Source organism: Microbispora sp. CA-135349 (genome assembly GCF_050947365.1).
GTDB lineage: Bacteria > Actinomycetota > Actinomycetes > Streptosporangiales > Streptosporangiaceae > Microbispora.
The window spans coordinates 1,252,330-1,272,106 of record NZ_CP192001.1 but is presented as its reverse complement, the minus strand read 5'-3'; the positions used below and the strand labels follow the sequence as shown (position 1 = coordinate 1,272,106).

Genomic DNA, 19,777 nt, shown 5'->3' with positions numbered 1-19,777 from the left:
CCGCGTCGACGAGCGACAGGACCGTGCCGAGCCGCAGCATCCGAGCCATATCAGACAGCGAATTGTCCGTTTCCGGCCATCGGCGTTCCGGTCGTGCGCCCTCATGCGGCACATGCCGTGAACCGCCCCCGGCGACGGTCCGTCTTGGGGGCATGAGGACATCGATGCGTACGGCGGGCGTTCTCGCCGCGCTGCTGGCCACGGGAGCCACGGGCTGCGCGGGTGGCCGTACGGCACAGGACTTCCCGCCCTCTCCGGCCGACCTCACCGGCAACGTGCGGCTCGTCGCGTACACCGGCTGCGACGAGATGACGGAGGGGCTGCGGCAGGCGGCCGCGCGGAACGTGACGCCCTGGGGCTTCGGGGAGAACATGCTCTACGCGGCCCGCTCCGACGTCGCCTCCGCCAAGCGGGCGACGCCCGAGCAGGCGTTCTCGACCACGAACACGCACGAGGCGGGCGTGGACGAGCCCGACCTGGTCAAGACCGACGGCACCCGGGTCGTCACCGTCACCAGGGGCGTGCTGCGCGTCGTGGACGCGAGGACCCGGAAGGTCACCGGGACGCTGCGGCTCGTGGCCGAGGACCAGTCGTGGGCCCAGGCCGACCTGCTGGTCCACGGCGACCGCGCGCTCGTGCTGTTCCAGGGCGGCGGGATCATCCCGTTCGGCGCGACGGCCAAGACCCGGGCCGGCTTCGGCGGCCCGAGATACGTGCTCGTGGACCTGTCCGGCGAACCGCGCGTCCTCGGCTCGATGACCGTGCGGGGGCAGCACGTCGACGCCCGGCAGTCCGGCTCCACCGTGCGGCTCGTCGTCCGGTCCCAGCCGGAGATCGCCTTCCCCGCGCCGAAGGAGAACGAGCCGGAGAAGGAACTGCTCGAAGGCAACCGTCAGGCCGTGCTGTCCGCCCCCGCCGACGCGTGGCTGCCGGCGTACGACGTCGAGTCCGGCGGCGCGAGCCGCACCGAGCGGGTCGGCTGCGACCGGGTCAGCCACCCCGGTCAGTTCACCGGCACCTCGATGCTGACCGTCCACACGATCGACCTGGCCGCCGCCACGCCCTTCGGCTCGCTCACGCCGATCGCGGTCGCGGCCGACGGCGACACCGTGTACGGAACGGCATCCAGCCTCTACGTCACCAGCAACCCCCGCTGGTGGGACGCTCGCCCGGTCGACGTGGTGCCCGTCTCCGGCCCGTCGGCCACACCCACGCCCGCGGCGGCGCCCGAGCGCACGGAGGTGCACCGCTTCGACGTCTCCGCCCCCGGCGCCCCGCGCTACGTCACCTCGGGCTCGGTGCCGGGACGGCTGCTGAACCAGTACTCCCTGTCGGAGTACGACGGCCATCTGCGGGTGGCGACGACCAGCGGCGCGGAGGTGTTCGGCGCGAGCCCGGGCACGAGCGAGAGCGGCGTGTACGTGCTCGACGCCGGCACGCTCGCTCAGACGGGCTCGGTCACGGGCCTCGGCAGGGGCGAGCGGATCTACTCGGTCCGGTTCATGGACGGCCTCGGCTACGTCGTGACGTTCCGCCAGACCGACCCCCTGTACGCGCTGGATCTGCGTGACCCGGCCGCGCCCAGGGTCACCGGCGAGCTGAAGATCACCGGCTTCTCGGCCTATCTGCACCCCGCGGGCGAGGGACGGCTCATCGGCATCGGCCAGGAGGCGAGCGGGGAGGGCCGCATGCTCGGCACGCAGATCTCGCTGTTCGACGTCGCCGACCCGGCCGCGCCCGCCGTGCTGTCGCGGTTCCACCAGGGGCAGTCCGGCTCCGAGGCCGAGTGGGACCCCCACGCCTTCCTCTACTGGCCCGCCACCGGGCTGGCCGTGCTCCCGCTCGCGAACTGGGCCGACGGCGGGATCGCGGGGAGCGCCGCCCTCGCCCTGCGGGTGGGCGACCGCGAGATCACCAAGCTGGGCGTCGTCAGCCACCCGCGGCAGCCCGCCAGGAGCGACTTCGCCCCCGCCGACCAGGGCATCCGCCGTTCCCTCGTCATCGGCGACGACCTGTGGACCCTGTCCTACGCCGGCCTCAAGGTCAGCGACGCGGGCACGCTGACCGACCGGGCGTGGATCCCCTTCGCCTGACGACGGCGTCGCCACTGAATTACGGTCATGCGGACCGTAATTCAGTGACGGGGTGATCGCTCATGGTGGCCAAACCGGGACATATCTTCGATCGCGACTGGGAGTGGGAGGCGCTGACCTCCTTCGTGACCGGCGCCCAGGCGGAGGTGGCCTTCGGCGTCGTCAGCGGCCGTCGCAGGCAGGGAAAGACCTTTCTGCTCAAGAACCTGGCCGAGGCTCTCGGTGGATTTCACTTCGAGGCGACGGAGGGCACGGAGATCGAGCTGCTCCGCCTGTTCGGGATGGCCTTGGCCAGGCACACCGGCTCCCCTGTCGGCTATCCGTTCGCGGACTGGCGGGACGCGCTCACCTTCTTCTTCTCGCTGGCCGGGGATCGTCGGACACCGCTGATCATCGACGAGTTCCCGTACCTGATGAAGGCGAACCCGGCGCTGCCGTCCATCCTCAAACAGGAGATCGACCTGCGCGGACGCACGCACGGAGGCGCGAGCAACGCGCGGGTGCTCATCTGCGGCTCCGCGTTGTCGGTGATGGGCAGGATCCTGTCCGGGCAGGCGCCGCTACGGGGACGGGCACGCCTGGAGCTCGTGGTCCAGTCGCTGTCCTACCGGGACGCCGCCCGCGTTCTGGGGTGTGCAGGACGACCCGCGTCTGGCGGCGATGCTCCACGCGGTCGTCGGCGGCACCCCGGCCTACCGGGACGAGTTCGTGCTGGGCGACCGGCCGGGGTCGGTCGAGGACTTCGACCGATGGGTGGTCCGTACGGTCCTCGACCGGAGGACGTCACTGTTCCGGGAGGGGCGCTACCTGCTGGCGGAGGAGCCCGACATCCGCGACCCCGCCCTCTACCATTCGGTTCTCTCCGCGGTCGCGGCGGGCAACAACACCTGGGGAGGCATCGCCGGTCACATCGGGTACAAGTCCTCCGACATCGCCCATCCGCTCAACGTCCTGGAGGACTGCGGGCTGCTGGTCAGTTCGACGACGATCTCCGGGCCGAGGCCGGACGAGACCCCGCCGTGCTCCTCGTGGACCTGCCGGCGCTGTACGGCCGCGGCTGAGTCCCGTCCCCCCGGCGGGTCAGCCCGCGTCCCCGCGCGCCTTCGCGAGATCACGCGGAGGCGCGACGGGCACGATCTCCGGAGCGCCGAGGCGGATCGCGTCGGCCTCCTGGTCGGTGTCCTGCTCCTGGGAGGCACGCTCCGCCTCGACCCGCTTGGTGTAGTACTCGACCTCGCGCTTGACCTGATCGGCGTCCCAGCCGAGCGGGCCGGCCATGAGCTCGGCGGCCTCCTGGGCGACCGCGGTCCCCCGGTGGAAGGTCTCGATCGAGATGCGGGTGCGCCGGGTCAGCGCGTCGTTGAGGTGCCCTGCGCCCTCGTGCGTCGCCGCGTACACGATCTCCGCGCGCAGGTAGTCGTCCGCGCCGTCGAGGGGCCGGCCGAGCGACGGGTCCTCCTCGACGAGCGCGAGCACCTCGTCGATCAGCGAGCCGTACCGCTCCAGCAGGTGCTCGATCCTCGCCACGTGCAGCCCGGAGGAGCGCGCCAGGCGGTGGCGGGAGTTCCACAGGGCCTGGTAGCCCTCCGCGCCGGCGAGCGGCACCTGGTCGGTGCAGGACGGCGGCACGCGCTGGTCGAGGCCGAGCGCGACCGCGTCCACGGCGTCGGCCGCCATGACCCGGTACGTCGTGAACTTCCCGCCGGCCACCATGACCAGTCCCGGCACCGGGTGGGTGACGACGTGCTCGCGCGAGAGCTTGGAGGTCTCCTCGGACTCCCCGGCCAGCAGCGGCCGCAGCCCGGCGTACACGCCTTCGACGTCGTCCCTGGTCAGCGGCACCGAGAGCACCGAGTTGACCCGCTCGAGCAGATAGTCGATGTCCGCGCGGGAGGCCGCGGGGTGGGCCTTGTCCAGGCTCCAGCGGGTGTCGGTGGTCCCGATGATCCAGTGCCGGCCCCAGGGGATGACGAACAGCACCGACTTCTCGGTGCGCATGATGAGCCCGCTGAGCGCGTGGATGCGGTCGCGCGGCACCACGAGATGGATGCCCTTGGACGCCCGCACGTGGATCTGTCCCCGCCCGCCGACGAGCTGCTGGATGTCGTCGGTCCACACGCCGGTCGCGTTGACGACCTGGCGGGCCCGCACGTCCAGCTCCGCGCCGGTCTCCAGGTCGCACACGCGCACCCCGGTGACCCGCTCCCCCTCGCGCAGGAAGCCGACCGCCTGCACCCGCGAGGCGACGTGCGCGCCGTACGTCGCGGCGGTGCGCAGCATGGTCGTCACGAAGCGGGCGTCGTCCACCTGGGCGTCCCAGTACTGCACGGCGCCGCTGAACGCCGACCTGCGCAGCGAGGGGACGACGCGGAGGGCCTGGCGGCGGGTCAGGTGGCGGTGCCCCGGCACGCCGCGGGTGAGGCCGAACGACAACCCGAGCGTGTCGTAGAGCACGAGCCCCGCCCCGATGTACGGCCGCTCCCAGCCCGCGTGGGTGAGCGGGAACAGGAAGGGCACCGGCCTGACCAGGTGCGGCGCGATCCGCTTGAGCAGCAGCGACCGCTCCCGCAGTGCCTCCCTGACCAGGTCGAAGTTGAGCTGCTCCAGATAGCGCAGCCCGCCGTGGATCAGCTTCGACGAGCGGGACGACGTGCCGGAGGCGAAGTCGCGCGCCTCGACCAGGCCCACCGAGAGCCCGCGGGTCGTGGCGTCGAGCGCGACGCCGGCGCCGACCACGCCGCCGCCGATCACGACCACGTCGAGCTCCTGCGCCTCCATCCGCGCCAGGGCGGCGGTACGTTCTGCCGGACCGAGTCGCGCCGTCCCCATCCTCGCCGTCATAAGGCTCCCTCTGTACCGCTTTCGCCTCTGCTGAGTAAATCTACCCGCGAGTAGTCACCCGGGAATCCGTCTTTTCTGCCCCCTTTCCCAACGATCTCCGTAAATGTCTGCCAACGTGCGCCGAGGCCGGTGCGCGCCTCGACGACGGTCTCCGCGATCGGGGCGCCCGTACCGCGCTCCGAGCGCTCCCGCCGGCCGGTCAGCCGGTACGGCGGGAGCGGGCCAGAGCCAGCCCGCCGAGGACGACGGCGCCCAGCCCGACCACCAGGGCGATGTAGCCCCCGACGATCCCGTAGCCGGTGCCGGGACCGCCTTCGGCGGCGGCGACGACCACCCCGCCGATGACCGCGCCGGCCGCCCCGGCCACCAGGGTCACGAGGGCTCCGCTTCTCGCGTCGCCGATGCCGATGCGACCGGCGGAGCGGGCCAGAGCCAGCCCGCCGACGACCACGCCGGCCACTCCCAGCAGCATGGCCGCCAAGGCCCAGAGACGTCCGGCGGTCATGGTGTAGGCGCCGACGCCGGCGTCGGCGAGCAGGTGATGGACGGACATGAGGTGACCTCTCTTCTGCTGAACGGGAACGGGACTTCGCCTGATCATGTCCACCGGACCCGCCGCCGGTCGTCCGGCGTGAGCGGGTGATTCGCGCTGCCGCCGATGCCGCAGGCGGCTGCCGCGAACGCCGCAGGAGCCGCCGAAGTACCGCATTTGCGGTAGACGGCCCATCGTCCGTGCGGAGGAGCCGACCCCGCGGGCATCTCGCTAGGGTGCGCGCATGGGGACAGGCCGATCCGGCGTCAGAGACTGGATGATCGCCGTCGGCGTGGCGGCGGTGTTGCTGGTGACCGGGCTTTCCAAACAGAGTTCCGCCACGAAATCCGACCTGCTCGGCTACGCGCTGCTGGTGGCCGGAGGTCTGGCGCTGGCCGCGCGCCGCCGGGCGCCGGTCCCCGTCCTGGCCGTCACCGGGCTGTGCGCGGTGGGTTACCAGGCGGCCGGTTTCGACGTGCCCGCCGTCGCGTACCTCTTCGCGGTGTACACCGCGGTGCGGGCGGGGCACCGCGCCGTCACGGTGGCGGCGAGCGTGACGATGCTGGCCGCTCTCCCGCTCGCGGCCCTGGCCGCGGGCCTGCACGACACGGGCGCGGCGCTCGCGCAGGCCCGGGGCGCCCTCGAACTGGCCTGGCTGATCGCGGCCGGCGCCGCGGGGGAGGCGCTGCGGCAGGCCGAGCGCCGGGCGGACGAGGCCGAGCGCACCCGTGAGGAGACCGCGCGGCGCCGCGCCGACGAGGAGCGGCTGCACATCGCACGGGAGCTGCACGATTCGCTGACCCATCAGATCTCGGTCATCAAGGTGCAGGCGGAGGTCGCCGTCCACGTGGCCCGCAAGCGGGGGGAACAGGTGCCGGAGGCCCTGCTGGCGATCCGGGAGGCCGGGCGTGAGGCGGCCCGGGAACTGCGTGCGACGCTGGAGGTGCTGCGCGACGACGCCACGACTCCGCCGCACGGGCTCGACCACGTCCCCGAACTGGTGCGGCGGGCCCGGACGACGGGCCTGGACGCGACGCTGACGATCGAGGGGCACCGGAACGACGTGCCGGCCAGGGTGGACCGGACCGCGTACCGGATCGTGCAGGAGTCGCTGACCAACATCGCCAGGCATGCCTCCGCCACCACGGCGTCGGTCCTGATCGGCTACCGTCCCGGCACGCTGGTCATACGGGTCGACGACGACGGAAAGGCCACGGCCGACACCCCGCCCGTGCCCGGCGTCGGGCTGCTCGGTATGCGCGAACGCGTCACCGCACTGGGCGGTCGCCTGCGTGCGGAGCCGCGCGGCGAGGGCGGCTTCACCGTCCATGCCGAGCTCCCGGTGGGACGGACGTCGTGATCCGGGTCCTGCTGGTCGACGACCAGCCGCTCCTGCGCAGCGGATTCCGCGCGATCCTCGACCTCGAAGACGACATCGAGGTGGTCGCCGAGGCCGGCGACGGACTGGAGTGCCTGGCCCTGGTCAGGCGGCACCTGCCCGACATCGCTCTCATCGACGTCCAGATGCCGGTCGTCGACGGCATCGAGGCGACCCGGCGCATCTCCGCGGATCCGGCCCTGGCCGGAGTGCACGTCGTCATCCTGACCAACTACGGTCTGGACGAGTACGTCTTCGACGCGCTGCGCGCCGGCGCCGCCGGGTTCCTCGTCAAGGACATCGTGCCGGAAGACTTCCTGCACGCCGTACGCGTCGCCGCGCGCGGCGACGCCCTGCTCGCCCCGTCGATCACCCGCAAGCTGATCGACCGGTACGTCGCCCAGCCCCTCCGCGTCGGCACCGAGAAGGGGCTGGAGGAACTGACCAACCGCGAACGCGAGGCCGTCGCCCTGGTCGCCCAGGGCCTGTCCAACGACCAGATCGCCGAGCACATGCTGATCAGCCCGATGACGGCCAAAACCCATGTCAACCGGGCCATGGCCAAGCTGCACGCCCGTGACCGCGCCCAGCTGGTGATCTACGCCTACGAGTCCGGCCTGGTGACCCCGCGCACCCGCTGACGTCCGGGCTCCGCCTCCCCCGCCGGACGGCCCCGGAGCGGCGGGCACACACCGCACCCGGAAGGATGGCGGCATGAGCGTGACTCTCTCCGATGCCCGCATCGTCACTCCCGACGACGTCCACGACGGCTGGCTCACCATCGAGGACGGCAGGATCACCCACATCGGACGCGGGCGGGCCCCGCGCGACGGGCTCGGGCTCGGCGGGCGCACCGTCGTCCCCGGTTTCGTCGACATCCACACGCACGGCGGCGCCGGCGGGAGCTTCCCCGACGGGGACCCGGAGACCGCCGCCGCGGTCGCCGCCTTCCACCGCGGGCTCGGCTCGACCACCGTCGTGGCCAGCCTGGTCACCGCCGCGCCCGGCACGCTCGCACGGGCCGCCGCCGTGCTCGCCGATCTGTGCGAGCAGGGCCTGCTCGCCGGCATCCACTTCGAGGGGCCGTACATCGCCGAATCGCGCTGCGGCGCGCACGAGCCCACGCTGCTGCGCGAGCCCGACGTGGCGGAGTTCCGCGCGCTGGTCAAGGCCGGGCGGGGCCACGTCCGGATGCTGACGATCGCGCCCGAGCTGCCGAACGCGCTCGACGTGATCAGGGACGCCGTCTCCGAGGGCGTCGTCGCCGCGCTGGGCCACAGCGACGCCACCTACGAGCGGACGATCGAGGGGATCGACGCCGGGGCGACCGTGGCCACCCACCTCTACAACGCGATGCCCCCGCTCGGCCACCGCGCGCCCGGGCCGATCGCCGCCCTGCTGCAGGACGAGCGGGTGACCGTCGAACTGATCAACGACGGCGTCCACGTCCACCCGGCGATGCTGCGCCTGGCCATGGACGCCGCGGGCGCGGGCCGTACGGCGCTGATCACGGACGCGATGGCGGCGGCGGGCATGGGCGACGGGCGCTACCCGCTCGGCCCGATGACCGTCGACGTGGTGGACGGGGTGGCCCGGCTCGTCTCAGGCACCGCCGGCGGCGGCTCGATCGCCGGCAGCACGCTCACGATGGACGTGGCCTTCCGCCGCACCGTGCGGGAGGTCGGGCGCTCGCTGGTGGACGCGGCGCTGATGGCCTCGCTCACCCCCGCCCGCGTCCTCGGCCTGGACGGCGAGATCGGCTCGATCGCGGTCGGCAAGTACGCCGACCTCGTGGTGCTGGACGACGACCTGAGCGTCGACGGCGTGATGAAGCGCGGCGCCTGGGTCCGCCACCCCTGACTCCGGGAAAGCCGAAGGCCGGGCCCGGCGGCCCGGCCTTCCTGGCGGCGGATCAGCGCTGCGGCGGGGCGACGACCACCTCGACGCGCTGGAACTCCTTGAGGTCGGAGTAGCCGGCGGTGGCCATCGTGCGGCGCAGCGCGCCGAGCAGGTTCATCGAGCCGTCGGCCAGCGACGACGGGCCGTGCAGGATCTCCCGCAGCGTGCCGATCGTGCCGAACTCGACCCGCTTGCCACGCGGCAGCTCGGGGTGGTGGGCCTCCGACCCCCAGTGGAATCCGCGCCCGGGGGCTTCGCTGGCCCGCGCGAGCGGCGAGCCCACCATGACGGCGTCGGCACCGCAGGCGATCGCCTTGGCGATGTCGCCGGAGCCGCCCATGCCGCCGTCGGCGATGACGTGGACGTAACGGCCGCCCGACTCGTCCATGTAGTCGCGGCGGGCCGCGGCCACGTCGGAGATCGCGGTGGCCATCGGCACGACCACGCCCAGCACGTTGCGGGTGGTGTGCGAGGCGCCGCCGCCGAAGCCGACCAGCACGCCGGCCGCTCCGGTCCGCATGAGGTGCAGCGCCGCCGTGTACGTCGCGCAGCCGCCCACGATCACCGGGACGTCGAGCTCGTAGATGAACTGCTTGAGGTTGAGCGGCTCGGCCCGGCCCGACACGTGCTCGGCGGAGACCGTCGTGCCGCGGATCACGAAGATGTCCACGCCCGCGTCGATCACGGCCTTGTGGTGCTGCACGGTGCGCTGCGGCGACAGCCGTACGGCGGTCGTGACGCCGGCGGCGCGGATCTCCTCGATGCGCCGGCCGATCAGCTCGTCCTTGATGGGCGCGGTGTAGATCTCCTGCAGCCGCCGGGTGGCGGCCTCCCGGTCGAGGGTGGCGACCTCCTCGAGCAGCGGCGCCGGGTCCTCATACCGGGTCCACAGCCCTTCGAGATCGAGCACGCCGAGGCCGCCCAGCCGCCCGATCTCGATGGCCGTCTGCGGCGACACGACGCTGTCCATCGGGCTCGCCACGAGCGGAGAGTCGAAGCGGTAGGCGTCGATCTGCCAGGAGATCGACACCTCCTCCGGGTCGCGGGTGCGCCGGGAGGGCACGATGCCGATCTCGTCCAGCGCGTAGGCACGCCGCCCGCTCTTGCCGCGCCCGATCTCCACCTGTGTCATATCGCCTGTTCTTTCCGTTTCTTCCGGTACGGCTAGCGGCCGTGGTAGTTCGGAGCCTCGACCGTCATCTGGATGTCATGCGGGTGGCTCTCCTTGAGCCCGGCCGCGGTGATCGGCATGAGCTGCGCCTTCTCGTGCAGCTCCTCGACCGTCCGGGAGCCGGTGTACCACATGCCCTGCCGCAGGCCGCCGACCAGCTGGTGGGCCACCGCCGCGACCGGGCCGCGGTAGGGCACCTGGCCCTCGATGCCCTCGGGGATGTACTTGTCCTCCCCGGACACCTCGGCCTGCGCGTACCTGTCCTTGCTGAACGACGCACCGCCGCGCTCGCGGTTGCGCACCGCGCCCAGCGAGCCCATGCCCCGGTACGACTTGAACTGCTTGCCGTTGATGAAGATCAGCTCACCGGGCGACTCCTCGCAGCCGGCCAGCAGCGAACCGAGCATGACCGTGTCGGCCCCGGCGGCCAGCGCCTTGGCGATGTCGCCCGAGTACTGCAGGCCGCCGTCGCCGATGACCGGGACGCCAGCCGGGCCGCACGCCAGCGCGGCCTCGTAGATGGCGGTGAGCTGCGGGGCGCCCACGCCCGCGACGACCCGGGTGGTGCAGATCGAGCCGGGCCCGACACCCACCTTGACCGCGTCGGCGCCCGCGTCGACCAGCGCCTGCGCGCCCGCGCGGGTGGCGACGTTGCCGCCGATGACGTCCACCCGGCCGTTCGCCTTGATCTTGGCGATCATGTCGCACACGCCCCGCGAGTGCCCGTGCGCGGTGTCGACGATGATGACGTCCGCGCCCGCCTCGATCAGCGTCATGGCGCGCTCCTCGGCGTCGCCCGCGACGCCCACCGCCGCGCCGACCATCAGACGGCCGTCGGCGTCCTTGGTCGCGATCGGGTACTGCTCGCTCTTGGTGAAGTCCTTGACCGTGATGAGGCCCTGCAGGCGACCGGCCTCGTCCACGAGCGGAAGCTTCTCGACCTTGTTCTGCCGCAGCAGCCGGAACGCCTCGTCGCGGTCGACGCCCACCGGCGCCGTCACCAGCGGCATCGGGGTCATGACGTCGCGTACGGCCCTGCTCTGGTCGCTCTCGAACCGCATGTCGCGGTTGGTGACGATGCCCACGAGCACGCCGTCCGCGTCGGTGACCGGGACACCGGAGATCCGGTAGGTCGCGCACAGCCGCTCGACGTCGGCGAGGGTGTCCTCGGGAGAGCAGGTCACCGGGTTGGTCACCATCCCCGCCTCCGACCGTTTGACCAGGTCGACCTGCTGCGCCTGCTCTTCTATGGAGAGGTTGCGGTGCAGTATGCCGATGCCGCCCTGCCGGGCCATGGCGACCGCCATGCGCGCCTCGGTGACCGTGTCCATCGCGGCCGACACCAGCGGAATACGCAGCGTGATGCTTCGCGACAGCCGGGTCGTCGTGTCGGCGTCACCCGGCTGCAGGTCCGAATACGCGGGGACGAGAAGCACGTCGTCGAACGTGAGCCCCGCCTCGGTGAACTTGGCCATCTGCTGCACCCCTCCTGCGCTGTGGGTCCTTACGCGTGGGTCCTCGCGCGTGGGTCCCTCGCCAGACCCGAGGTCAGTCTAGTGCTCGCCACAAACCGCAATCGGCAGACCTGTCAAGAGGGACGGCACAAAAAGTGGGGGGACCGGCTTCCGGTCCCCCCACTTACCCGCGTCGCGCCTGCCACGCCCGTCGAGCCCCCCTCCGCGCCCGGCAGACGCGGCGTTTCCCGGCTAACGCTGGGTCAAGGATGCGTCACGGTGGGTTCCCGCGCAATGGCGTAACGTGCAACTGCACAAAGATGCATTTCCTGCTCTTTCGAAACTTCGACCGAAACAAATGCGAACCTTCACGTCCATACAACAGCCGGCACGTTCGGCCGTGCCAAATGTGCGAACGGGACGGACAGCGCGGAAAAGCCGAGCTATTCTCGCGACGCGGAGCGAGGCGGAGATGAGACGGAAGTCGGCGGGCCGGACGACGGGAAACGTTTTCCCCAATGAAATGAGCCACCCGGCGAAGCAATGCGACCGGCGATCAAGGCGACCAGAGCGACCGGGGCGACCGATACGAACAGGGCGACCGGGGCGACCGATACGAACAGGGCGCAGTGAGATCGGCGCTGTGCGACCAGTGCGACCACCGACGGAGCGAGCATGAGTACGACGCGCAACGCCGCCCCTCAAGCCGACCCGTTCGAAAGCCTCGGCCTGTCCCCCGGCCAGGCGGCCCTCTACACGGCCGTGCTGCGACTGCATCGCGCCACGCTGACCGAGCTGGCCGAGGCGGTCGACCGGCCCGCCGAGGACGTGCTCGACGCCCTGAACGGGCTCGTACGGCTCGGCGCGGTGAACCGGCGGCGGGAGGAGTTCCTCGCCCGGCATCCGGCCGCGGCGATCGGGCGGCTGGTGGCCGAGAGGCTGGACCGCATGGCGCGGGAGACCCGCCAGATCGACGAGGTGCTCGCCGCCGCCGGACGCCTGTCCCATCACTACGACGCCGGCCGCGACTGGCGCAGCGGGCGGTTCTCCGTGGAGCCGGTGAGCGGCGCCGACGAGCTCTGCGAGAGCGTGATCGGCCTCGCGCTGCAGGCGCCCCCCGCCGAGTTGGTCATGGCCGTGCCGGACCCCCGGACGATGGCCCGGCTCGCGGACGGGTACGGCGGCCAGTGGATCCGGGCCGCCGCCGACGGCATCCTGCGCGTGCGGATGGTCGTCACGCTCGACGCCGTGTCCACCCCCGCCGTACGGGAGGTGTGCGCGCGGTTCTCCGGGGCGGGCGCGGGGCTGCGCACCCTCGACGCGCTGCCGAGCTGGTTCTTCGCGCTCGGCGACGGCACCGCCGGGCTGCCCGCCGAGTGGGGCGTGCCACTGCCCGAGCACTCCTACAACTGCTACCTGGTTCACGCGCCGGTGGCGGTGGGAGCGCTGCGCACGCTGTTCGAGGAGCTGTGGGCCCGGGCCGCGCCGATCTCCCCGCACAACACCGTGCTGCAGGTGCTGCGCCTGGCCGGGCGCGGCCTGTCCGACGACGCCATCGCCCGTCACCTCGGGGTGTCCGTACGCACGGTGCGGGCCAGGTTCGCCGAGGCGATGTCGGAGCTGAGGGCCCAGTCCCGTTTCCATGCCGGGGTGGAGGCCGCCCGCCGCGGCTGGCTGTGACACCCGTGGCGCGGATCACCCGGGCGAGCGGATGAGGCGCACTTTCGCTCGGCGGAGGGGGCCGTGGTCATAAGGTGGGATGCGTGCTGGAAGACGTCCCCCGCGACCCGTTCGCGGATGACCCCGACGACCCCGCGGCGGAGCTTGGAGAGCCCGACGACGTGGAGCCGCTGACGCTCGCCGAACGCGACGAGGCGCTGACCGATCTCGCCGACGTGGAGGTCTTCCGGTCCCTGCTCGAACCCCAGGGCGTGCTCGGGCTGGTCCTCGACTGCCCGGAGTGCGGCGAACAGCACTACTTCGACTGGGACCTGCTGCGCGGCAACCTGCGCCAGATGATCGACAACGGCCGGCCGCAGGTCCATGAGCCCGCCTACCAGCCCGACCCGGCCGACTACGTCAGCTGGGAGTACGCCCGGGGCTACGTGGACGGCGTGATCGACACGGAAGAGAGCCGCTGACTGTCCACGTCGGCCACGAGCGCACCGAGCAACCGGACGGCGGCGTCCGTGCCGCCGACCGGCTCACGGCGGGCGAGCGCGTCGAGGACGGCGTCCGTCCGCATTACGTCGCCCTCCACATCGGCATCGCCGTACGACCGCAGGTGGCGGGCCGTACGACGACGTTTCGTGGTCACGCAATCGACTCCAACTCGGCCAACTGCCGGAGCCTGGCGAGCGCGCGATGCTGCGCGACCCGGACAGCCCCCGGTGACATGCCGAGTACATTACCCGTCTCCTCGGCGGACAGACCCGAGATCACCCGCAGAATGAGGAGCTCGCGCTGCGTGTCGGGGAGCCGGGAGAGCAGGTCCCGGGCGTGCTGCGCCTCGATGTAGCGGACCACCGTCTCCTCCGGTCCCGGGCCCTCGTCAGGCCCGTCCGGCAGGTCCTGCGTCGGCACCGCCGAGCGGACCGAACTGCGCAGGGCGTCGGCCACCTTGTGCGAGGCGATGCCGAAGACGAACGAGGCGAACGGGCGGCCCATGTCGCGGTAGCGCGGCAGCGCCGACAGCACCGCGATGCACACCTCCTGGGCCACGTCGTCGGCGATGTGGTATTGACCGGACACCCTGCCCAGTCGGGCCCTGCAGTACCGGACCACCATCGGGCGCAGATGTCCCAGCAGTGATTCGATCGCGGTGCGGTCTCCCTGTACGGCAAGGCTGGTCAGTTCCCTGAGGTCGGACTCATCCGATCTCGTCGCAAGCCTTACCCCAGTTGCGGCGTCGGCGACGCATCCCTCGGTCACGTTAGGCATGATGCCCGCCGCGATCGTTCATGTCGTCATGGTTGACGGCTACGGATTGGTCACATTGATGCGCTGATAACGCTCCGTAATCATCAGATCACTCGCTCGTTGGAACATTCCAACCAGAATGCCCAAAAACGAGAGATATACGCCTGATGGCTTGACAGGGAAAAAGAAGTATGCCAATCAGATGCCCTTTGCCCGCGGCCCCGCTTCGCGTGCCGGCGTCCTCTCCCGGAAAGCGGAGCGCCCCGCGGTCCACCCTTGCGGGCGGGCGCGGGGCGCGGGGTACTGCGGGACGAGCGGCCGGCGGCCGCCACCCGGTCTCGATCAGTGGCCGTGACCGTGTCCGTGACCGTGACCGCCGCCGGCGGCCGGAGCCTCCTCCTCGGGCTTGTCCACGACGAGGGCCTCGGTGGTGAGCAGCATGCCGGCGATGGACGCGGCGTTCTGCACGGCCGAGCGGGTCACCTTGACGGGGTCGATGACGCCCTGGCCCACCAGGTCGCCGTACTCACCGGTGGCGGCGTTGAGGCCCTCACCGGCGTTCATCGCGGCGATCTTGGTGGTGACGACGTAGCCCTCCATGCCCGCGTTCTCGGCGATCCAGCGGGCGGGCTCGATCAGCGCCTTGCGGACGATCGAGACGCCGGTGGCCTCGTCGCCGGTCAGGCCCAGGTCGTCGAGCTCCTTGGACACGTGCACGAGCGCGGAGCCACCGCCGGAGACGATGCCCTCCTCGATCGCGGCGCGGGTCGCGGAGATCGCGTCCTCGAGGCGGTGCTTCTTCTCCTTCAGCTCCACCTCGGTCGCGGCGCCGACGCGCAGCACGCACACACCGCCGGACAGCTTCGCGAGACGCTCCTGGAGCTTCTCACGGTCCCAGTCGGAGTCGGACTGCTCGATGGCCACCTTGATCTCGCGGACGCGGTCCTCGATCGCCTGGGCGTCGCCGGCGCCGTCCACGATGGTGGTGGTGTCCTTGTTGACCACGATGCGGCGGGCCGTGCCGAGCACCTCGAGGCCGACGTGCTCCAGCTTGAGGCCGATCTCCTCGCTGACGACCTGGCCGCCGGTGAGGATGGCGATGTCCTGCAGCATCGCCTTACGGCGGTCACCGAAGCCGGGCGCCTTGACGGCGACGGAGGTGAACGTGCCGCGGATCTTGTTGGTCACCAGGACGGCCAGGGCCTCGCCCTCGACGTCCTCCGCGATGACCAGCAGCTGGCGCTTGCTCTGGGCGACCTTCTCCAGCAGCGGCAGGAAGTCCGCGATGGAGGCGATCTTGCCCTGGGTGATGAGGATGTAGGGGTCCTCGAGGACCGCCTCCATGCGCTCGGAGTCGGTCACCATGTAGTGCGACAGGTAGCCCTTGTCGAACTGGAGGCCCTCGGTGAACTCCAGCTCCAGGCCCATCGCGTTGGACTCCTCGACGGTGATGACACCGTCCTTGCCCACCTTGTCGAACGCCTCGGCGATCAGGCCGCCGATCTTCGCGTCCTGCGCGGAGATCGTCGCGACGTTGGCGATCTCCTTCTTGTCCTCGACGTGGCGGGCGCTGCCGAGCAGCCGCTCGCTGACGGCCTGGGCCGCCTTGTCGATGCCGCGCTTGAGTCCCAGCGGCTGCGCGCCGGCCGCGACGTTGCGCAGGCCCTCGCGGACCATGGCCTGGGCCAGGACGGTCGCGGTGGTGGTGCCGTCACCCGCGATGTCGTTGGTCTTGGTCGCCACTTCCTTGGCGAGCTGGGCGCCCAGGTTCTCGTACGGCTTGTCCAGCTCGACCTCGCGAGCGATGGTGACACCGTCGTTCGTGATCGTCGGGGCACCGAACTTCTTGTCGATGACGACGTTGCGGCCACGCGGGCCGAGGGTCACCTTGACAGCGTCGGCGAGAGCGTTGACACCACGCTCGAGAGCGCGCCGCGCGTCCTCTTCGAACTCCAGGATCTTCGGCATTCAGGTCTCCTTGTGAGCGCGCGGAGCCCCGGGCGCGTGTCCCGGGGCTCCACTGGCCGACGCGGCCTACTTCTCGATGATGGCGAGCACGTCGCGGGCCGAGAGCACCAGGTACTCCTCGCCGCCGTACTTGACCTCGGTGCCGCCGTACTTGCTGTAGAGGACGACGTCGCCCTCCTTGACGTCGAGCGGAATGCGCTTCTCGCCGTCCTCGTCCCAGTTGCCCGGACCCACAGCGAGGACGCGGCCCTCCTGCGGCTTCTCCTTGGCGGTGTCCGGGATGACCAGGCCGGAGGCGGTGGTCTGCTCGGCCTCAAGCGGCTGGACCACGATGCGGTCGCCAAGCGGCTTAACGGGAACCTTGGTGGCGGTCGTCACGATCGGACCTCCCCTTCAGATTGCGATGAATGAGCTGAAGAGGCGACCAGCGGCCTGCCGTCGCGGGTGTCAGACCTGTCTCGTCGCTATTGGCACTCTCGATGGGAGAGTGCCAACACGAAACAGTATGCAAGTGGCGCGTGACAGTCAACACGAACCGGCATCGCAGGTCAGACGCGGGAGGCGTACGACCCGGAGCGGACGTCGTCGACGATGCCGGGGCGGCTCGGCTCCCAGCCGAGCACCTTCCTGGCGAGGTCGCCGCTCACCACCTGACTCAGGGCCAGACCCTCGGCGAACGGACGGCCGAGCACCTCGCCCGCCTCGTCGATCGGCCAGGGCACGGCCCTGCCCGTGCGGCCCGCCGCCGCGGCCGCGTCCGCGACGCTCACCGCCTCCTCGGCGACGGCGTGGAAGAGGCTCCCCGGACCGGCCTTCTCGATCGCGAGCACGAGCAGGTCCGCCAGGTCGTCGACGTGCACGGTCGCCCAGGTCGGCACCGGGCCGCCCGCGTGGACGTACCGGCCGTCCTCCCCCTCGGGGGAGGCGAGCAGCGTGGGGATTCCCGCGCCCCGGCCGTACACGATTCCGGGCCTGACGACGACGCCGCCGGCGTCCAGCACGAGCCTCTCAAGGCGCGGCCGGTAGCGGGAGGCGAGGATGGGGTCCAGCGGGGCGTCCTCGTCCGCCGCCTCGGTGGTGGTGCCGAGCACCCAGACGCCACTGGTGTAGACGAGCCGCGCTCCGCCGCCGGCCAGCGCATCGATCGCCGCGACGTCCACCGCCTCGTCCCCGACGGGGTTGGCGGCGTGCACGACGACGTCGATGTCCGGCGTCACCGCCGCGCGGAGCGTCCCGGGTTCGTGGATGTCGCCGTGGCGCACCTCTCCGGGTACCGCGGTCTCGCGGGCCTTCGGACGAACGAGCGCGACGACCTCGTGGCCGCGTTCGGTGAGGCGCTCCGCCAGCACCGAGCCGATGTACCCCGTCGCGCCGAGCACCAGCACCTTCATTTTTTCCACCTCGAACACTTCGACGTTTTACTGTTCGACGTAGACGGTAACGTATGCCGGGCCAAAACTTCAACGTCGAAGTGTCGGTTACGATGGCGGGTGGAGGAGGAGCGGCGGAGGACCCAGGCCGCACGCGCTATGAACGACACCCTCGCGAACGACACCGCCGGCGGGGACGCCGCCGGCCCGGACATCACCGGTACGAACCCCACCGGCACGGGCACCACGGGCACGGGCACCGCCGGCGACGACGCCGTCGACCAGATACTCGGCCAGTGGGCCCGGGCGCGTCCGGACGTGGACTGCTCGGCGATGGGGGTGGCGGGGCGGATCTCCCGTGCGTCCCGGCTGCTGGAAAAGGGCATCAAGAAGTATTTCTCCGGACACGACCTGGAACCGTGGGAGTTCGACGTGCTCGCGACTCTCTTCCGGTCCAATCCCGATCACCGGCTCTGTATGAGCGAACTCGCCACGGCCGCGATGGTCAGCTCGGCGGCGCTCACCAACCGGGTGGACCGCCTCGTCGCCAAGAGGCTGGTGCACCGGGAGGTCTCGCCCTCCAACCGCCGCATGGTCCTGATCACCCTCACCGACGAGGGGCGGGCGGTGGTCGACGCGCTGCTGGAGGGTCATGTGGCCAACGAGGAGCGGCTGCTGTCCGGCCTCACCGACGACGACCGGGCACAGTTGTCCGGACTGCTCTGCAAGCTGCTCACCTCGCTCGGCGACGTCCGCTCCCGCTGACCGGCGGACACGGCCCGCGTGACACCCTCGCGCGGCCTTCCCGCTCCCGTCGCGCTCCCCGGCCCACAGCCGGAGCACTACGGACGAATCCGATAGCGTCGCGGGCGTGGACCTGGACGCCTTCCGCACGCTGCTCACGCCCGCCGGGCACGGGGCCCTGGACGAGGCCGTGAAGATACTCGCCGACGGCGCGGATCCGGTGGCCGCCGCGAGCGCGCTGCGCCGGAGCCACCCGGCGGACCTGGCGGCGGCGGCGCTCACCCAGGCGTCGCTGCGGCGGCGGGCCGAGGCCAAGTTCGGCCCCGACGCCGCCGTCATGTACTTCACCCCGCACGGACTGGAGCAGGCCACGCGCCCCGAGGTCGCCGCACACCGCGCCGCCAGAATCCAGGCCGCCAGAAACCGGACCGCCGGAATCCGCGCCGCCGGAGAGGCCACCGCGCAGGCCCCCGGGGAGGCCGCCGGGGAGTCGGAGGGCGGCCCGGCCGTGCTGGACGTCTGTTGCGGAATCGGCGGCGATCTCCTCGCCCTCGCGAGGGCGGGCTGCTCCGTGAACGCCGTGGATCTCGACCCGCTGACCGTGGAGATCGCCCGCGCCAACGTGGCGGCGCTCGGCCTGTCGTCCACGGTCGAGGTCCGCACGGGCGACGCCGCGATGGCCGACCCGGGCGGGTACGACCTGCTGTTCGCCGACCCCGCCAGGAGAGGCGCGAGCGGACGGACCTTCGATCCGAAGGCCTACTCCCCCACGTGGCCGGTCGTGCTCGACCTGGTGGCCCGCGCCCCGGCGGCCTGTCTGAAGGTGGCCCCCGGCATCCCGTACGAGTTCATCCCGGAGGGCGCCGAGGCCGAGTGGGTGTCGTACCGCGGCGAGGTGAAGGAGGCGGCGATCTGGACCGGGATGGGATCGGGCGGCCGGCGTGCCACTCTGCTGCCGTCCGGAGCCACGCTCACGGAGTCCGGCGCGGAGGCGGAGACCGGGCCGGTGAGCCGTTACCTCTACGAACCCGACGGCGCCGCGGTGCGGGCCCATCTGGTCGCCGAGGTCGCCGCTCTCGTGTCGGGCCGCCTCGTCGACCCGCGGATCGCCTACATCACGAGCGACCGTCTCGTACGCACGGAATGGGCGTCCCGTTACGAGGTGACCGACGTCATGCCGTTCTCGCTCAAGCGGCTGAGAGCGGCACTACGCGAGCGGCGCGTCGGCACGGTGACCATCAAGAAGCGCGGGTCCGCCGTCGACGTCGAACGACTGCGCAAGGATCTGCGACTTTCCGGAGACAATTCCACGGTGATCGTGCTCACTCGCATCGCGGAACGACCGTTCGTCCTGCTTTGCCAGCCCGTGACCAGCACTGACGGGTGAAACCGGAGCAATTCAGCGGCA

The 19,777-nt window shown here is 71.5% G+C and carries 18 protein-coding genes; 9 read left to right on the top strand and 9 right to left on the bottom strand.

Annotated elements, in window-relative coordinates:
* The first annotated feature begins 152 nt into the window (after positions 1-152).
* Together ACQPZZ_RS06415 and ACQPZZ_RS06410 are read left to right on the top strand one after the other, a co-directional pair.
* Positions 153-2,093, top strand: a complete 1,941-nt coding sequence (locus ACQPZZ_RS06415) for a beta-propeller domain-containing protein (RefSeq protein WP_432929796.1) — start codon at positions 153-155, stop codon at positions 2,091-2,093.
* A gap of 62 nt (positions 2,094-2,155) precedes the next feature.
* Complete coding sequence (locus tag ACQPZZ_RS06410) at positions 2,156-3,154, top strand: AAA family ATPase (protein WP_432929794.1); 999 nt, start codon at positions 2,156-2,158, stop codon at positions 3,152-3,154.
* A gap of 19 nt (positions 3,155-3,173) precedes the next feature.
* Here the strand turns inward: ACQPZZ_RS06410 and ACQPZZ_RS06405 are convergent, their stop codons facing one another.
* The gene (locus ACQPZZ_RS06405) at positions 3,174-4,922 is read right to left on the bottom strand and encodes a glycerol-3-phosphate dehydrogenase/oxidase (protein WP_432929792.1); all 1,749 of its coding nucleotides are present in this window, start codon (positions 4,920-4,922) and stop codon (positions 3,174-3,176) included.
* Positions 4,923-5,133: 211 nt separating this feature from the next.
* Positions 5,134-5,487: a DUF6223 family protein gene (locus ACQPZZ_RS06400; protein WP_432929790.1), complete on the bottom strand. Its 354-nt coding sequence runs from the start codon at positions 5,485-5,487 to the stop codon at positions 5,134-5,136.
* A 223-nt stretch (positions 5,488-5,710) separates the two neighbouring features.
* Here ACQPZZ_RS06400 and ACQPZZ_RS06395 point away from each other — a divergent pair, with 223 nt between their 5' ends.
* The 3 genes from ACQPZZ_RS06395 (at position 5,711) to nagA (ending at position 8,704) form a co-directional block, all read left to right on the top strand.
* A complete protein-coding gene (locus ACQPZZ_RS06395) occupies positions 5,711-6,826 on the top strand; it encodes a sensor histidine kinase (RefSeq protein ID WP_432929788.1) in 1,116 nt (371 codons plus the stop codon).
* Positions 6,823-7,485, top strand: coding sequence for a response regulator (locus tag ACQPZZ_RS06390; RefSeq protein WP_432929786.1), 663 nt, complete (start codon positions 6,823-6,825; stop codon positions 7,483-7,485). Before ACQPZZ_RS06395 ends, ACQPZZ_RS06390 begins: the two co-directional genes overlap by 4 nt.
* Before the next feature lie 73 nt (positions 7,486-7,558).
* A complete protein-coding gene (nagA, locus tag ACQPZZ_RS06385) occupies positions 7,559-8,704 on the top strand; it encodes an N-acetylglucosamine-6-phosphate deacetylase (protein ID WP_432929784.1) in 1,146 nt (381 codons plus the stop codon).
* Between the two features lie 52 nt (positions 8,705-8,756).
* Here nagA and ACQPZZ_RS06380 read toward each other — a convergent pair whose 3' ends face one another.
* Both ACQPZZ_RS06380 and guaB read right to left on the bottom strand, forming a co-directional pair.
* Positions 8,757-9,875 (bottom strand): GuaB3 family IMP dehydrogenase-related protein, encoded by a 1,119-nt coding sequence (locus ACQPZZ_RS06380; RefSeq protein WP_179155270.1) that lies wholly within the window; start codon positions 9,873-9,875, stop codon positions 8,757-8,759.
* Positions 9,876-9,907: 32 nt separating this feature from the next.
* Positions 9,908-11,389, bottom strand: a complete 1,482-nt coding sequence (gene guaB, locus ACQPZZ_RS06375) for an IMP dehydrogenase (protein ID WP_363639286.1) — start codon at positions 11,387-11,389, stop codon at positions 9,908-9,910.
* Positions 11,390-12,043: 654 nt separating this feature from the next.
* Between guaB and ACQPZZ_RS06370 the strand changes: the two genes are divergently transcribed.
* Both ACQPZZ_RS06370 and ACQPZZ_RS06365 read left to right on the top strand, forming a co-directional pair.
* Positions 12,044-13,048 carry a helix-turn-helix transcriptional regulator gene (locus ACQPZZ_RS06370; RefSeq protein ID WP_432929781.1) on the top strand — a complete coding sequence of 335 codons (1,005 nt, stop codon included), beginning with the start codon at positions 12,044-12,046 and terminating at the stop codon, positions 13,046-13,048.
* 83 nt (positions 13,049-13,131) lie between these two features.
* Entirely contained in the window at positions 13,132-13,509 is a 378-nt protein-coding gene (locus ACQPZZ_RS06365; RefSeq protein WP_363639282.1) for a DUF5319 family protein, read from the top strand.
* Here ACQPZZ_RS06365 and ACQPZZ_RS06360 read toward each other — a convergent pair.
* The 5 genes from ACQPZZ_RS06360 to ACQPZZ_RS06340 form a co-directional block, all read right to left on the bottom strand.
* Positions 13,470-13,685 (bottom strand): anti-sigma-D factor RsdA, encoded by a 216-nt coding sequence (locus tag ACQPZZ_RS06360; RefSeq protein WP_346225596.1) that lies wholly within the window; start codon positions 13,683-13,685, stop codon positions 13,470-13,472. The genes ACQPZZ_RS06365 and ACQPZZ_RS06360 overlap by 40 nt on opposite strands.
* The gene (locus ACQPZZ_RS06355) at positions 13,682-14,308 is read right to left on the bottom strand and encodes a sigma-70 family RNA polymerase sigma factor (protein WP_363639280.1); all 627 of its coding nucleotides are present in this window, start codon (positions 14,306-14,308) and stop codon (positions 13,682-13,684) included. Before ACQPZZ_RS06355 ends, ACQPZZ_RS06360 begins: the two co-directional genes overlap by 4 nt.
* 321 nt (positions 14,309-14,629) lie before the next feature.
* Positions 14,630-16,255: a chaperonin GroEL gene (gene groL / locus ACQPZZ_RS06350; RefSeq protein WP_432929778.1), complete on the bottom strand. Its 1,626-nt coding sequence runs from the start codon at positions 16,253-16,255 to the stop codon at positions 14,630-14,632.
* Between the two features lie 66 nt (positions 16,256-16,321).
* Positions 16,322-16,633 carry a co-chaperone GroES gene (groES, locus tag ACQPZZ_RS06345; protein WP_030508383.1) on the bottom strand — a complete coding sequence of 104 codons (312 nt, stop codon included), beginning with the start codon at positions 16,631-16,633 and terminating at the stop codon, positions 16,322-16,324.
* A 170-nt stretch (positions 16,634-16,803) separates the two neighbouring features.
* Entirely contained in the window at positions 16,804-17,646 is an 843-nt protein-coding gene (locus ACQPZZ_RS06340; RefSeq protein ID WP_432929776.1) for an NAD-dependent epimerase/dehydratase family protein, read from the bottom strand.
* A 138-nt stretch (positions 17,647-17,784) separates the two neighbouring features.
* Here ACQPZZ_RS06340 and ACQPZZ_RS06335 point away from each other — a divergent pair, with 138 nt between their 5' ends.
* Positions 17,785-18,390, top strand: coding sequence for a MarR family winged helix-turn-helix transcriptional regulator (locus ACQPZZ_RS06335; protein ID WP_432929774.1), 606 nt, complete (start codon positions 17,785-17,787; stop codon positions 18,388-18,390).
* 106 nt (positions 18,391-18,496) lie between these two features.
* The gene (locus ACQPZZ_RS06330) at positions 18,497-19,756 is read left to right on the top strand and encodes a class I SAM-dependent methyltransferase (protein WP_432929772.1); all 1,260 of its coding nucleotides are present in this window, start codon (positions 18,497-18,499) and stop codon (positions 19,754-19,756) included.
* The last annotated feature ends 21 nt before the right edge of the window (positions 19,757-19,777 follow it).

What these genes read in the sequence shown, in the direction of transcription:
- ACQPZZ_RS06415 (WP_432929796.1), top strand. Translation starts at nt 153, where the DNA reads ATGAGGACATCGATGCGTACGGCGGGCGTTCTCGCCGCGCTGCTGGCC.
- ACQPZZ_RS06410 (WP_432929794.1), top strand. Translation starts at nt 2,156, where the DNA reads ATGGTGGCCAAACCGGGACATATCTTCGATCGCGACTGGGAGTGGGAG.
- ACQPZZ_RS06405 (WP_432929792.1), bottom strand. Translation starts at nt 4,922, where the DNA reads ATGGGGACGGCGCGACTCGGTCCGGCAGAACGTACCGCCGCCCTGGCG.
- ACQPZZ_RS06400 (WP_432929790.1), bottom strand. Translation starts at nt 5,487, where the DNA reads ATGTCCGTCCATCACCTGCTCGCCGACGCCGGCGTCGGCGCCTACACC.
- ACQPZZ_RS06395 (WP_432929788.1), top strand. Translation starts at nt 5,711, where the DNA reads ATGGGGACAGGCCGATCCGGCGTCAGAGACTGGATGATCGCCGTCGGC.
- nagA (WP_432929784.1), top strand. Translation starts at nt 7,559, where the DNA reads ATGAGCGTGACTCTCTCCGATGCCCGCATCGTCACTCCCGACGACGTC.
- ACQPZZ_RS06380 (WP_179155270.1), bottom strand. Translation starts at nt 9,875, where the DNA reads ATGACACAGGTGGAGATCGGGCGCGGCAAGAGCGGGCGGCGTGCCTAC.
- guaB (WP_363639286.1), bottom strand. Translation starts at nt 11,389, where the DNA reads ATGGCCAAGTTCACCGAGGCGGGGCTCACGTTCGACGACGTGCTTCTC.
- ACQPZZ_RS06370 (WP_432929781.1), top strand. Translation starts at nt 12,044, where the DNA reads ATGAGTACGACGCGCAACGCCGCCCCTCAAGCCGACCCGTTCGAAAGC.
- ACQPZZ_RS06355 (WP_363639280.1), bottom strand. Translation starts at nt 14,308, where the DNA reads ATGCCTAACGTGACCGAGGGATGCGTCGCCGACGCCGCAACTGGGGTA.
- groL (WP_432929778.1), bottom strand. Translation starts at nt 16,255, where the DNA reads ATGCCGAAGATCCTGGAGTTCGAAGAGGACGCGCGGCGCGCTCTCGAG.
- ACQPZZ_RS06340 (WP_432929776.1), bottom strand. Translation starts at nt 17,646, where the DNA reads ATGAAGGTGCTGGTGCTCGGCGCGACGGGGTACATCGGCTCGGTGCTG.
- ACQPZZ_RS06335 (WP_432929774.1), top strand. Translation starts at nt 17,785, where the DNA reads ATGAACGACACCCTCGCGAACGACACCGCCGGCGGGGACGCCGCCGGC.